The organism is Exiguobacterium sp. s145 (assembly GCF_018618835.1).
GTDB classification, from domain to species: Bacteria; Bacillota; Bacilli; order Exiguobacteriales; family Exiguobacteriaceae; genus Exiguobacterium_A; species Exiguobacterium_A artemiae.
Window position 1 is genome coordinate 1 of sequence record NZ_JACSMV010000002.1, and the last position, 14,459, is coordinate 14,459.

Sequence of the window (14,459 nt, forward strand, 5' to 3'; positions counted from 1 at the left end):
CATGCAAAAACACCTCCGATATTAGTACTTTTTAAAAGTGTACCACTCCGAAGGTGTTTTATATTGTCTCAAAATTTTAGGTTAGCCCAAATCCACTGCGGGCCATAGAAGGTTTGTTTTCAGCTCATGTGGATTCACGGAAGATGCTAGATGTTATTGAAGAAATTGGGGAATAACTATGTGTACCTATATAGCTTTAATATCTTTTGCTATCTTTGAGTAGTTTACTTTCTGTAAGCTTTTATCTCTCTTAAAAAGAGACGATTGAAAAGCTTTCTGACTGATGTAAGGCATTACACTGCTATGCACCTGCCGGAACGGTAGAGATACGAGTCACTGATTGGTGCGAGATATTTCTAAGTTCTTCTAATCCTTGCGAGGAAAGGAAAGGAATGAAGCGTTAAACGACAAATGGTCTTGTTTAGTATCTTACTTACAGATACATATCGATTTTTTTAATTACGTGCTGAATGAACATTATCCATTTCAGCCTATGTTTTGTACCTAGTCTTCATAATAATTTAAGAGAATAAAGAGCCGATCAAATCCACTATTCCTGTTACGAATAAGAATGCTAAGTTAATTATAAGGGTAACTAACATCCCAATAGTTGCTTTTTTATCATTGAATGAACTTACTTTTATTAATAATAATATTGAACACAAACAAGTAATAAAGCTGAAAGCGAGACCAAGATGTATAGGTGCTGTTGAAAAAATAGATGAAATAAATTTAAAAAAATCATAATTAAAAAAAGAATTATAAATAAATAAAAATAACAAAAATGTAATAGTATATAATAACCAGCGTATTTTTTTCATAAACGCTCCTTTCTAAAGAGATATTCAAAAAAAAGATATCCCTAAAAAATTAATTTAAATCTATCTCAAGTCAATTTAATCCTATAATATTTGAGGATGGAAGGGGAGTTTTATTTTGAAAAGAAAAATAATGATTAGTTTATCTATGTATTTTTTAATTACATCATCTTCTCAACACTTGGTAAAGGCCGAAGACTCTGATGTAAATGATGATCCTGTAGGTACATACAGTGCAATTAATCCTGGTGGGGATGTGACGGCATCGTTTTCCTCAAAAATGTTAAAGAATGCCGCATCACTTTATCAATATACAATATCCGATAAAACATATCCTATAGGCACGGGATACTATTTCACTGGAAAGGTTAATAGTAGAGGTCCTTGGGATTACAAGCATGCGTATGGAGTAAATGACAGATATGTATTCGGTGGAAGAGTGATGAAAGGTGAAGATTTAGGGAATATGCATTTTGGATATGTTGGACGGTTTGGTGGATTTCAGCCGAAAGTACTTTTAGTAGCAGCAGGTGCAGTGCAAATTAAATGTAAAACTTCAAATGTAAATTGGTATAAGTCTTATTTCGATGATCCAAACGACCAAAAAAGTATAAAAATAGGAATCAACTATGCAGATAATAAAAACTTGCCGACTAAGTCATCTAATTCTAGTGTTACATATCAATCTTTATCTAAAACAAATCTTAAAACAGAAGCAATTCAAGAAGGAATAAATCAAAACAATATGAGTTTTCCAAACGGAATGACAGAATCTCAGTTCTTGAATCAATTAAGTTTTAAAGAAAGAACACAAATAATCAATGAAGCAAATAAAAATTCTGAAGAAATTTTAAATGACCCTGCATATGAAAATATTTTAAACGAATATGATATTGTTAATTAAAAGTTGACAATGTATTAAGTGACTATTAATACGTTGTCTTATAAACAAAATCAGTCAGGATATTTCATATCATACTCTTACGACATGAGTAGCTAGATGAACATAACTGCTTACATTTGTTTAAATCTTTTTATACCTGGAACAGACCTCTTGAAGGTCTGTTCAGACTGAAGACAAAGTAGTGGTTTTTCTCTTTATCGAGAAGAACCACTACTTTGTCTTCAGTCTGAGAAGGTGTTCCGATATCGGAGCACCTTCTTTTTGGATTCAGCGTTCGATTTGTTCGCGGACATATTTCCGGAACAGTTGAAGATCGTACGCCGGCTCGCTGCGGCTGAATTCAATGCCGTCGAGAAGCCGTGCATGGGCAACAGCTTCCGGAAATTCAATCCGTGTCAGCCATTCGACGGTCGTCTCGTCATGGCGTCGCGGGAAAGCCTGTTCGAGTTGCGAGGCGATTTTCAGAAGCGGATGCTGGCTGTGTTTTTTGACAGGCGCTGCCTGCTTCGGCACGGTCATCCGGGCGACCGGTTCAGCCTCCGTTGCCACGACCCGGCGTTTACGAATCAGGTAGAACGTGAGACCGACGGCGAGAAGCGCCAGGATAATTCCTGTCATGTTCAAATAAAACAGCGTATCGGAACTCATGCCGGCCGCTTTTAGACTTTCTTGCGGGGCGATGTCTGATAACCCGGATGTACTGTCGGCTTTCGTTTTTTGATCGATCTGTTCTGCGAGCGGTAATGTCCAGGTGAAGAGGGAACCGAACGCCTCAAGTGCCGGACGGGTCAGGTTCGCGACAGAACCGAACAGCGCTTCTTTCAGCAGCCGGATTAAGGTGACGAGGACCAGACTGGCACCCAGAAACAACGAGATACCTGCGACAATCCGGCGCCATTCAATCAAGTGCTGCCTGAGGAAGGGAATGCCCCAGACGAGACCAAGCAGAAGATACGCACCGAGCGGAGGGTGGAATCCAGGTAACAGTAAACACAGTCCGGTCAGAACCGTCGCACTGACGGCAAATTTATACGGGTAATCGACGGTCTCGAGCCATGCGCTGAGTGCAATCGCAAGTAACAGCAGGATACTGATCAGCGGAGAAATCAAAAGAAAAGCAACAGCTGCCGCCAGTTGAACGCCGATTCGGATTGGGCGCGCCGGAATAACGGCGAGCAACGGGAAAATCAGAATGATGAGCGGGGCTTGCAACAAGCTGATGACGAGAATCCACCAGATGATCATGCGCTCACCCCCTTATGGCGGTGCCCGAGATGAATTTCGGCTGTCGTCGACGGGACGGTCCGTTGAAGCCGTTTTGTGAAGTAACGGCGTTCGAGCGGTAAATCATATTCTGAAATCCGGGCGAGACATTCCATCGTCCGCAAGAATTGTTCTTTTCCTTTCCCGGAAGGTACGTGATACCACTGTCCGTCCCGGTTGACCATTGAAATCCAGAGGCTGTATGAGGCGCCTTGTTTTTCCAGTTCGCGGATAATCGTTGCCGCCCGGGAGAGCAATTTTTCAAAGTCGCCGCGTAAAGCCAAACCGTCGGCCGACAGTCCGTCAATGATGACGGCATAGTCATGATTACGCATCCGGTCATACTGATAGGAATACAGTTCCCCCGTCTTGGCATAAGCAGACCAGTAAATCGTCTTCGCATCGCCCGCGTAAGGGACGACCGAATGAAAGCTCGAGCGGTCCGTAAACGGACTCGACCGGTCAATCGTCTCGCCAGGAATTTGGCGTTCATTCCATTCGACGGAGGCCGGTGCGAAATCAGGGAAGACATGACCAAGCTGTTGAATCGGTAACGTCAAGTACAGTGTCATCAGATGAAACGGATCAGAAATCATGATATCAAACGACTGGATCCGAATCGTTCCCCGTTTGGCTGCCGTGACATCGATTTGAAACGGCACATGAGCCTGACGCGGCACATAGACATGTTGCCGCCAAAACTGACTGCTGGCGTCCTCAATCCGGACCTGTTCCCCGAGAAGACCGGACACGGTCACCTTCCCAAGAGCAAACCGTGTCGGATTATGAATTTCGAATGGAATGGCGAGTGGATCGTCACGGAACGCTCGGACGGTTTCGACGAGCCGGACGCTCAGACGTTCTCCGAGGTATTCCAGGTACTTCGGCAAGAGATACCCGTACAACGTGTAAGCGACGAGCAATGTCGCAATTAGGATCGAACCGTACAGTGTACAAATACCGGCCGCAACGGCAATCCAAAATAAAATCATCGGATGAAAGGACTTCGGTGTAATCAATTGCATATTACACCTCGGTCGGAACAGTCAATGACTCCAAAATCTGCTGGACCAAGCGACCATTCGTCATCTTTAATGTCGCTTCAAGTGTCAGGACGAGCCGGTGGGCAAGCAACGGATTTGCCAACTGCTTAATGTCTTCCGGTGTCACGTATGTCCGGTCGTGCATCCAGGCTCGCGCTCTTGCCGCTTGTAGAAGCGCCAAGGTAGCGCGAGGACTTGGACCGATCTCAACGTCCCGGTGCGCCCGTAAGGCATCACAGACGTCAAGCAGGTAATCTTCGACGGCATCTTCAATCGTGACCGCCTGGACTTCCTGTTTCCAGGTATTCAACTGCTCAAGCGGTACCTGGAATGGACTCGGTTGTAAGTGAGCCCCCTGTAACAAGGCTTTTTCGACCTGTCGATCGAGCGGAGCAAACGACAGTTTGAACAAAAAGCGGTCGAGTTGCGCATGAGGGAGGGGAAACGTCCCCTGACCGTCAAACGGATTTTGGGTCGCGATGACTAGAAAATGTTGCGGTAACGTATAAGAGGTATCTCCGATCGTCACCTGAGCTTCCCCCATCGCTTCGAGCAGGGCGGACTGTGTCCGCGGCGTCGTCCGGTTGATTTCGTCGACAAGGACGATATTTGCGAACAGCGGACCAAACCGTTGTTCGAATGAACCGGTTAATGGATTAAACAATTCCATTCCAAGCAGATCGGTCGGTAACGTATCCGCGGTACATTGGATACGGGAAAATTTGGCATCGAGTGTGTTGGCCAGTGATTTGGCGAGTGTCGTTTTTCCGGTACCCGGCCGATCCTCAAGCAGAACGTGACCTTCCGACAACAGTCCGATCAGAAGATGATCTATGACATGTTCTTGTCCGAGGACCGCTTGCTTTAAGTTCGTTCGTAATTGTTGGAACATGGATAAATCCCCCTTTTTGTTTCGTATTCCTAAAGTTTACGAAAATTCAGAAAAAACTGCTAGTGATTTAAGTCGATTTTTTAGATTTGCTGTTTATTATTGGAAAAACAAAGGTGAATAAAAAAATCCTTGACCACTGACAGGCCAAGGAACGGAGTTTTAGTCTTCAAACAGTTCATTCATCAAATCATCAATTTCCTGCCGACGGTTCTGCGTTTCCTCCCGGAGAATCCGGATCGAACGACCGCGCCATTCGAGCCAGTCGCCGATCGTCGCAGCATGAGGCAGACGCGAGCGGGGGACTTGCACTGTTTCACGATTTTCCGTCTCACAAATCGCCTGGTCCCCGTCAAATTCCGTGACGGTCATTTTCATCGTGTATCCTCTCCTTTACTCGGGACTTAAGTCGGTCCGGCTTTTGACCTGAATCGTCTGCCCGTCCGACGTGTATTGAACGGTGCCCATCCGGTCCGTCCGGTCGACATGGATGCTTTCCGCCGCGAGCGCATTCATGACGGTCGGCCGCGGATGACCGTATGCATTACCTTCGCCCGCTGAAATCAAGGCGCGGGAAGGGTGGACTGCCTGTAAAAAAGGAATCGAGGACGAGGTATCCGCACCGTGATGCCCGACTTTTAACACATCAGCTTTTAAATCCACTCCGGATTCGAGTAAGTCCTGTTCCGTCCGAATCGGAGCGTCTCCCATGAAGAGAAAGGTAGTATCGCCATGAACGAGTTGCAGGACCGTACTCCAGCTGTTTAAATCACGGGTGCCGTCGCGGAGCGGGGCGAGTAAGTTCAGTTTCACTTCGTCACTTGGAATCGAAACACCGGCTTTAGCTGTTTTAATGGTGATCCCTTGCCGTTTGACGGCGAGCAGGAAGTCCCGGTAGGTTTCTGTCGTGTGATTGACGCGTGGTGCGTAAACTTGATCGACAGGCAGGGCATCGAGAATCGTATCGAGCCCGCCGATATGGTCTGCATCCGGATGTGTTGCGATGACCGCTGTCAGACGGGTGATACCCAGGTTCTTCAGGTAGCGGACGACATCGTCTCCTTTGCCGTTATTCCCGCCGTCGATCAAAATCGTTTCGTTTTTCGTCTGAATCAAGGTACTGTCGCCCTGACCGACATCAAAGCCGTAGACGTGAATGACAGTAGACGATCCCGGACGATCACCAGGTAACGGCTCGTCGTCGCGTGTCATATAAAAGATGACAATCAGACAGAGCGCAAGCAGTAGAACGGAACCCCATTTCATACCTAGCCCTCCCGTTTCTCAAACAAATACAACATACCGTTGCGTGGATGACCGAAGCGGGGACCGACATATCCGCGTTTTTTCAAGGCGGTCCGCATCAGAATTATCATCCCGCCGTGTCCGACGAGCAAAACCCGTTCATGTTCTTGTTGTTCAAACGTCAATTGATTCAGGAGTACCGCAATCCGCTCGTTGGCATCTTTGATTTCCGCCTGAATTCGTTTACTGAATGGCGCGACAAGCCGTCCAATCAGTGCCCAGGCAAGGAAGGGGAGACGAATCCGTGAACGGATCGTCGGGAATGGGACTTCCCGTAACAGATCCGTCACGATGATGTCTTTCCCATAGACGCTTTCCGCCGTTTGAACGGCTCGCGGCATACTGCTGGCGTAACAGATCGTCCAGTCGATATTTCCGAGTTCAACCGGTTGGACATCAATGGTCGAGACATCATAACGCTCAATCCAGGCTTCGATGTCGGCTGCACTGATCCAGCCTTTGGTCGGGTAACCTTCCGTCACCCGGTGGTGTCTGACTAATCCAATCTGTTTCATGATTTTACGACGGTTCCTTACCTTAAGAGACCGTCCACCTCTCTTTCTGTATCTCAATCTATCGTCTTGCTGTCGTTAAAAGGCAAGGCGGATCGCCATTCCGCACAGTAAGGCAGCAAGAATGCTCAGTAAACTGCCGATGATATAGTATTCCGCAAATCGGCGGTCATCAAACTGTTTAAATCGGGCCAACGCTTTTAAAGCGATGATGAATCCGATGGCTCCTGTTGCGTTTACTGCTACGAGGCAAACGATGATGGCGCGTTCGACGAGTCCGATGTAGCGGCCAACACCGTTGATTTCCGTCGTGTAACTCCGGGCGGAATCTTCGACTTCATGCGTAACGGACCGTTTCAGACCGTCCAGTTGTTCTTTCCGCGTCACTTTCCGTTCAAAATGTGACTCAATCAGACGGGGAGCGAAGGGTGCAAGCAGCGGGGCAATCCCGCGGCCGATCAATTCCGTCGCAATCAAACCCCAGACGCTGACCCATAAGACCTGGTCCAGCAGCGGAAACGTTGTCGGCCAATCAACGGGTGTCAAATAGATGACAATCCCTGTCAGAATCGCAAGATGGAGCAGTTGATCAATCCAAAATGCGAGCGCCGGATGTAAAAGACGTTTGAACGGCGAGCCGTCCAGCAAGACATGTGTCCCGATGATGACACCTCCGATGATCCAGGCAGTCGCGCCACTCAAATCACCCCACGTATAAAAGATGCCGAGGACAACAGCTGTCCCGATGCTATGTACCGTCATATGTCCAAGTAATACCCGGAGTTGCCGCTGTTTCAATTTTGCCATCCGTTGACTTTGGAACGGAAAATCCGCCAACAGATGGACGAGGAGCAGACTTAAGAGTAAAGTCATCCGATCGCCTCCCAGACCTGCAATTGGTTTAAAGCGTCGACGAATGCCTTTTCCAGGCGTTTACGTTGTTTACGTTGGGAGCGGGCAACAAGTTTCGCAACATTCATGCGCGCATCTTTTTCATGAAATCCCATTTGTAAGCCGATTTCTTCGTAAGTGGCCTCCGGATGTTGATCCATCAGCCGGTGTAATTCGATTTGGCGGTCTGTTTTACCGAAATACGCCGGGTATAACATCTCGATATAACCGTTCAGCAGGGCGGTCGGCAAATAGGGCGGCCCGGCAAAAGCAATCCGGTTGGCCGTCTGTTTGGCGGCGTCCTGGGCTTCAAAAGCGAAAATAACGGCACTGCCGTTGGCTTCGTCGGCATGCGTCGTCGACAGCGTCTCATATTGGCCGAATCCGATCCCGATATAACCGTCTAACGGCTGATTCAGCAGCATCAGCATGAGCGGATAACTGACGGCATACTCGTTAAACACACCAAGCAGACTGTCACCGGACTTAATTTGAAACGGTACGAGCGCCGCCGGAAATGCATCGTTCAACTGATCCGCCAATTGATGCAGATCGGTTAACAACTGTTCTTTACTCGAATAGCTCCGGGAGTTTTGAATATCAAAGGAAACCGCAACAGCTTGCATAAAAAAATCCTCCTTGTTACCGAATGTACGGTTACTTAGCAATTGTTACCGGTTAAGAGGTAACAATAGATATGTTACTGTATTTAGAGTAACAGGGAAGCGTAGAAAATCAAAGACCAACCAAATAATTTTTATTTTTTTCTTTAAGTTAACATAACATATATTATCAATAGTTAATAAATGATGTCTCATAAGTAAGGTAAACTCAATATAGTGAGACAAAACAAAAAAACACGGTGTTAACCGTGTTTCCGACAATCGTAATGATGTGTCCGTTCCAAACGACTCATCAAGCGGTCCAGGAAAATATGATGCCGGCGTTCGAGTTGCGTGATTCGTTCAAGCGGTAACCAAGCGAAATGGAAAAAATCACCGCAATCCTGACCGTCACCAGCAACACAATGCGTCCATCGGTTTTCCTGACATTCGATATGCGCATGGTAGAAATACGTGTAATGCACCCGCATGCGTTCCGGATAACGCATTTCTTCTTCACCTACGTACTGAACGGTCGCCAGTGATAAACCGCTTTCCTCGAGCGTTTCGCGAACCGCTGCTTCTTTGGCGATTTCAGCATCTTCGATCGTCCCTGCAGGAATTTGCCAATCACTGTCTGGAGCTGATTGCGGATGAAAAACAAGCAGTTCCCATCCCTCTGGTTGTTCCCGTGTGATATAGATAGCTACTTTTTCGCGTCTTCTGAATTTCATCGTCATCACCTCTCCAGTTGGCAGATGGCACAAAAGCAGCCGAGGAACATGTCCGTAGCTGCTTGATGAAACGAATCCTATAAGCTAAAGCTCCGAACTGCCCGCTCCACAACTTTCGTGGTAATCTTGCCTGACCATTTTCTTTTATTGTAGCGGTTATTGCCGGTCGTTTCAATTTGTAAACAGATGATTTGGTGATAATTCGAAGAAAAGTCTGAAAAAGCGTTCAAAATAGCCGTCAGAAAGCTAGAAGTGAACAGGAAGGAGCGACGAAACACCATCTCACCTAAAAAAAGACACCCCTCTTTAAAAATGAGGGGCATCTGACCATCAAACGGTATACCAATCAAGAAGCGGACCGAATTTTTCTTCGTCATAGGCAAACGAACCGTTTGATAACCGATCGAGGAAGGACAAGGATGGGACTTGAATCGTCTTTTCCTGTTCTTTTCCGATCAAAATCAGTTCTTTTGCTTGTGTGACGTCAATCAAGGCGGCCACTTGATGCGGTTTTGATTTTAAATCGCGCAATAATTGCGTACCGCGTAAGGCACGATTCGAGACTTGGAACTGATCCGCAAGGCGCATTTTCTTCAACGCACCGCGTTGCGTCAGCAAGACGATATTCGGTGGCTGTTTAAAGCCAATCGCACCGGCAACGACGTCCTGATCGCGCAGATTGATTGCTTTTACACCCGCTGCCCGAACACCGACGACCGGGACATCTTCTTCCGTGAACCAAAGGCCGAAACCATGCTGGGTCGTCAAGAAGAGTTGTTCCTGTCCGGTTGAAATCTTGGCGTACAGAACTTCGTCATCCGCCCGTAAACGGACGCCCTGGAGCGGTTTAGACTTCCGCTGCGCATTGTAATCGCTCAGCTTCGAGCGTTTGACCATTCCTTGGCGCGTGACGAACAGACAGTGTGATGTCTCGTCAAACGTCCGGACGAGATCGACCGATAAAATCCGGTCGCCCGGCTCGAGCGGTACGAGATTGGCGACGTGTTGTCCGCCGTCTTTCCATTTCGTGTCCGGCAACTGGTGGACCGGAATCAGGAGATAATTCCCTTGAACCGTCCAGACGATCAAGTGGTCGGTCGTCATCGCTTGTCCTTGATACAACAGACGATCCTGCTCCTTCATCTCCGGTAAATCGTTGGTTGCTCCGAACGAACGCATCGAAGAGCGCTTGATATAGCCGTTTTTCGAGACAAAGACCATGGTTTCTTCGACGGCGATCATGACTTCCGTCTTCAGTTTCAGCTCTTCGACTTCCGCTTCGATCGTCGAACGCCGCTTGTCCGCGACTTGCTCTTTCAGAACGGTTAATTCTTTAATGATCAACCGGTTCCGTGTTTTTTCGTCGTTCAGGATTTTTTCAAGGCGGGCGATTTCTTTTTCAAGTTTCGCCGCTTCTTCCTGCAATTCAACGATATCAGTATTCGTCAACCGGTACAGCTGAAGCATGACGACAGCTTCCGCTTGGCGATCGGTGAAACTAAACCGTTCAATCAACTTGTCTTTCGCTTCCGATTTGTTGGAGGCCGACCGGATCAACGCAAGTGTCTCATCCAGGACGGAAATAGCGGTCATGAGGGCTGACACAACCTCTTGACGGCGTTTCGCCTGCTCGAGATCAAACGATGTCCGGCGGATGACAACATCCATGACGTGGCTGAGATAGGCGTCCAGTAACGCGAGAACGCCCATCTGACGCGGTGTCCGCTCGTGAATCGCGACCATATTGTAGTTATAGGCGATTTGCAGGTCGGTCTGCTTCAGGTAAAAGTGAAGCACCCCTTCTGCATCCGCTTCTTTTTTCAGCTCGATGACGACACGAAGACCGTCGCGGTCCGTCTCGTCGCGGACTTCCGCGACCCCTTCGACTTTGCGGTCCAGGCGGAGTTCTTCCATCCGTTTGACAAGGTTTGCTTTGTTGACTTCGTAGGGCAGTTCCGTGATGATGATTTGCTGGCGTCCGCCGCGTAATGTTTCAATCGTTGCCCGCGACCGGATGATGACTTTGCCGCGGCCGGTTTCAAACGCTTTTTTGATGCCGTCAAGACCTTGGACGACACCGCCGGTCGGGAAATCGGGACCTTGCATATGCGTCAGTAAGTCATCGACAGTATGAACCGTTCCTGAAATTCGACCGATTGCCGCGTCCAACACTTCACCGGCATGATGCGGCGGAATTTCCGTCGCATAACCGGCCGAAATCCCCGTCGAACCGTTCATCAGCAGGTTCGGCAAGAGGGACGGCAAGACGAGCGGTTCTTCCGTCGTATCATCAAAGTTCAACGTGTAATCAACGGTCTGTTTATTGATGCCTTCGAGAATCAGGCTCGATACTTTCGATAAACGGGCTTCCGTATATCGCATCGCAGCCGCACTGTCGCCGTCGATCGAGCCGTTATTCCCCTGCATGTCAATTAACGGATACCGGAGTTTCCACTCCTGACTCAACCGGACCATCGCTTCATAGACCGACGAATCGCCGTGCGGGTGGTAGTTACCGATGACGACACCGACTGTCTTGGCAGACTTCCGGTAAGCGCGGTCAAACAGGTTGCCTTCCGTATGCATTGCATACAAGATACGGCGTTGAACCGGTTTTAATCCGTCACGCGCGTCCGGTAAGGCCCGGTCTTGGATGATGTATTTCGAATAACGTCCGAACCGGTCCCCGACGACTTGCTCGAGGGACAGGTTGAGGATGTTTTGTAGGTTAGACATATCAGTTCACACTCTCTTTCGTCACATGTTCATTTTCAATGATCGAGAGGTCTTCCGTCAGCCCAAACGCTACATTGTCTTCAATCCAGCTTCGGCGGTGTCCGACGTTATCGCCCATCAGGACAGATACACGTTTTTCAGCGACAGCTGCATCATCGATCGTGACACGAATCAACGTCCGTGTATCGGGATCCATCGTCGTTTCCCAAAGTTGTGGTGCATTCATCTCACCCAGTCCTTTGTAGCGCTGGATCATATACCCTTTTCCGAACTTTTTCGTTGTTTTGGCAAGGGTTTCTTCGTCCCAGACGTACTCGAACTTCTCGGATTTTCCCTTCCCTTTCGAGACGCGGTAGAGCGGCGGCAGAGCGACGAAAACTTTTCCGGCATCAATCAACGGACGCATGTAACGGAAGAAGAACGTCAATAACAAGACTTGGATATGCGCCCCGTCCGTATCGGCATCCGTCATGATGATGACTTTGTCGAAGTTGCAATCGGACAGGTCAAAGTCTGCTCCGACGCCGCTCCCGATTGCGTGGATGATCATATTGATCTCTTCATTTTTCATGATATCCGCGAGCTTCGCTTTTTCCGTGTTCAGGACTTTCCCGCGTAACGGTAAAATCGCTTGGAACGTCCGGTTGCGTCCTTGTTTCGCTGAACCACCGGCAGAATCCCCCTCGACGAGGAATAATTCGTTTTTCTCGGCGTTTTTTGACGCGGCAGGTGTCAGCTTCCCGTTCAGGATGCTCGAACGTTTCTTTTTCTTGCCGTTCCGGGCTTCTTCGCGGGCTTTACGCGCTGCTTCCCGGGCCTGAGCGGCGCGGATCGCTTTTTTGATCAGAAGGGTCGCTGTTTGCGGGTTTTCCTCGAGATACGTCGACAAGCGGCGTGTAATGACGGCGTCACAGCTCGTCCGGGCTTCCGGTGAACCGAGTTTTGATTTCGTCTGCCCTTCAAATTGTAGGAATTCTTCCGGAATTCGGATCGACACGATCATCGTTAATCCTTCGCGGATATCGTTGCCGTCGAGGTTTTTATCTTTTTCCTTGAGCAGCGTGTTTTTACGGGCATACTCGTTCATCACCCGAGTCATCGCTGTTTTGGCACCGACTTCATGTGTTCCGCCGTCCCGTGTCCGGACGTTGTTGACGAACGACAGGACGTTTTCCGAATAGGCATCCGTGAACTGGAACGCGATATCGACTTCGATGTCATTTTCCGTACCTTCAAAGGCGACTGTCGGATGTAACGTATCTTTGTCGTCGTTCAAATAGCCGACGAATTCGCTGACTCCGTCTTCGTATTGGAACGTGTCCGCTTTGTCCGACCGTTCGTCGGTCAGTGTGATTTTCAATCCTTTCAACAGGAAGGCTGATTCACGCAGGCGTTCCGCTAACGTATCGTAATTGTATGTCAGCGTGCTGAAGATTTTTCCGTCCGGTTTAAAGTAGACGCTTGTTCCTTTTTGGCGGGTCGTTCCCGTTTCGAGCAAGGTCGTTTTCGGAATTCCCCCGTCTTCGAACGTTTGCTCAAACTGTTTCCCGTCGCGGTAAATCGTGACTTTTAACTGCGTCGACAGGGCGTTGACAACAGATGCCCCGACACCGTGCAGTCCGCCCGATGTTTTATAACCGCCTTGACCAAATTTACCGCCGGCATGAAGCACCGTGAAGATGACTTCTGCCGTCGGTTTTCCGGAAGCGTGCATCCCGGTCGGCATACCGCGTCCATGGTCGCGGACGGTAATTGCGTTATCTTTATGGATGATGACATCAATCTGTTCCCCGAATCCGGCCAGTGCCTCATCAATCGCATTATCAACGATCTCATACACCAAATGGTGGAGTCCGCGATGATCGGTCGAGCCGATATACATACCCGGGCGCTTCCGGACTGCTTCGAGTCCTTCGAGCACCTGTATGGCATCATCATTATAATTGTTTAAATCTGTCGCCATGTTTTTCACCTCAAATAGAAAAACGCCGAATATTCCAAACGTTCGTTCGTTTTTCCAGTAGTCTGTATCTAATTGTAGGCATCTTCTTGCTATCTGACAAGGATAATCTAGAAAACAAGAAAAAAAGACACCTACTGTCAAGGAGTAGATGTCTTGCCGGGTCACGATTACAAGTACTGGTGTTCAATTTTAATGCAACGATTTTCGATGTATGGAATGCCGGCCCCGAGTGCTAAACTTTCCGCTTCGACACTCGATAATCCAAGCTGGTTCCAAATCATGCCGACGTCACCGTGTGCGACGGCATCTTTGGCGACGTCCGCCAGAAATTCCGAACGGCGGAAGACATCGACGATATCGATGTGTCCCGGGATGCTGGCGACACTCGGATAGACTTTCTGCCCGTTCCATTCATTTAACGTCGGATTGACCGGAATGACTTCGTAACCGTGTTGGACCAGGTAGTCCGCAATCCAGTTGGCCGTTTTGCCGGAGTCGCTCGAAACACCAACGACCGCAATGCGTTTTGCATCTTTTAACAATTTACGTGCTTGTTGATCTGAAATCATGTTATGTCCCCCTCGTGTTAAATACAGGATAGTCTTAGACTATATACCCGATTCGATTTGGATTAAGCCTTCCAACTGGAGAAAGGAACGATTCAAATACGTAAAAACTAAAAACGCTCTGTACGAAAACGAGACGACCAACTACCCGTAGGAACGAATTTCGATGCAACTGAGAGCGAAATGGTTTTCTGCGGAAAATAATCGTTTTAATAGTTTACATAATACTATTA

Annotated in this window: 13 protein-coding genes; 1 reads left to right on the plus strand and 12 read right to left on the minus strand. The window is 48.1% G+C overall.

Going from position 1 to position 14,459, the window contains the following annotated elements:
- The first annotated feature begins 936 nt into the window (after positions 1 to 936).
- A complete protein-coding gene (locus tag KNQ07_RS02845; protein WP_052294386.1) occupies positions 937 to 1,722 on the plus strand; it encodes a polymorphic toxin type 44 domain-containing protein in 786 nt (261 codons plus the stop codon).
- A 267-nt stretch (positions 1,723 to 1,989) separates the two neighbouring features.
- On the opposite strand, the gene KNQ07_RS02850 is transcribed toward KNQ07_RS02845, so the two are convergent.
- The 12 genes from KNQ07_RS02850 to KNQ07_RS02905 all read right to left on the minus strand — a co-directional run bounded on the left by KNQ07_RS02850 (position 1,990) and on the right by KNQ07_RS02905 (position 14,229).
- The gene (locus KNQ07_RS02850) at positions 1,990 to 2,967 is read right to left on the minus strand and encodes a hypothetical protein (RefSeq protein WP_214764737.1); all 978 of its coding nucleotides are present in this window, start codon (positions 2,965 to 2,967) and stop codon (positions 1,990 to 1,992) included.
- Positions 2,964 to 4,010, minus strand: a complete 1,047-nt coding sequence (locus KNQ07_RS02855; protein ID WP_012370474.1) for a DUF58 domain-containing protein — start codon at positions 4,008 to 4,010, stop codon at positions 2,964 to 2,966. The genes KNQ07_RS02850 and KNQ07_RS02855 overlap by 4 nt, the downstream gene beginning before the upstream one ends.
- Before the next feature lies 1 nt (position 4,011).
- Positions 4,012 to 4,920, minus strand: a complete 909-nt coding sequence (locus KNQ07_RS02860) for an AAA family ATPase (protein WP_012370473.1) — start codon at positions 4,918 to 4,920, stop codon at positions 4,012 to 4,014.
- A 159-nt stretch (positions 4,921 to 5,079) separates the two neighbouring features.
- Entirely contained in the window at positions 5,080 to 5,295 is a 216-nt protein-coding gene (locus KNQ07_RS02865; protein ID WP_012370472.1) for a DUF3006 domain-containing protein, read from the minus strand.
- Positions 5,296 to 5,310: 15 nt separating this feature from the next.
- Positions 5,311 to 6,183, minus strand: coding sequence for a ComEC/Rec2 family competence protein (locus KNQ07_RS02870; protein WP_214764738.1), 873 nt, complete (start codon positions 6,181 to 6,183; stop codon positions 5,311 to 5,313).
- Between the two features lie 2 nt (positions 6,184 to 6,185).
- Positions 6,186 to 6,737: a histidine phosphatase family protein gene (locus KNQ07_RS02875; protein WP_214764739.1), complete on the minus strand. Its 552-nt coding sequence runs from the start codon at positions 6,735 to 6,737 to the stop codon at positions 6,186 to 6,188.
- A gap of 75 nt (positions 6,738 to 6,812) precedes the next feature.
- The gene (locus KNQ07_RS02880) at positions 6,813 to 7,607 is read right to left on the minus strand and encodes a DUF3307 domain-containing protein (RefSeq protein ID WP_012370469.1); all 795 of its coding nucleotides are present in this window, start codon (positions 7,605 to 7,607) and stop codon (positions 6,813 to 6,815) included.
- Entirely contained in the window at positions 7,604 to 8,251 is a 648-nt protein-coding gene (locus KNQ07_RS02885) for a hypothetical protein (protein WP_012370468.1), read from the minus strand. Before KNQ07_RS02885 ends, KNQ07_RS02880 begins: the two co-directional genes overlap by 4 nt.
- 239 nt (positions 8,252 to 8,490) lie before the next feature.
- Positions 8,491 to 8,961, minus strand: coding sequence for an NUDIX domain-containing protein (locus tag KNQ07_RS02890; protein WP_233494529.1), 471 nt, complete (start codon positions 8,959 to 8,961; stop codon positions 8,491 to 8,493).
- Between the two features lie 330 nt (positions 8,962 to 9,291).
- Positions 9,292 to 11,697 carry a DNA topoisomerase IV subunit A gene (parC, locus tag KNQ07_RS02895; RefSeq protein WP_214764740.1) on the minus strand — a complete coding sequence of 802 codons (2,406 nt, stop codon included), beginning with the start codon at positions 11,695 to 11,697 and terminating at the stop codon, positions 9,292 to 9,294.
- A gap of 1 nt (position 11,698) precedes the next feature.
- A complete protein-coding gene (gene parE / locus KNQ07_RS02900; protein ID WP_214764741.1) occupies positions 11,699 to 13,660 on the minus strand; it encodes a DNA topoisomerase IV subunit B in 1,962 nt (653 codons plus the stop codon).
- Positions 13,661 to 13,827: 167 nt separating this feature from the next.
- Positions 13,828 to 14,229, minus strand: coding sequence for a CoA-binding protein (locus KNQ07_RS02905; protein WP_012370464.1), 402 nt, complete (start codon positions 14,227 to 14,229; stop codon positions 13,828 to 13,830).
- Positions 14,230 to 14,459 lie beyond the last annotated feature (230 nt).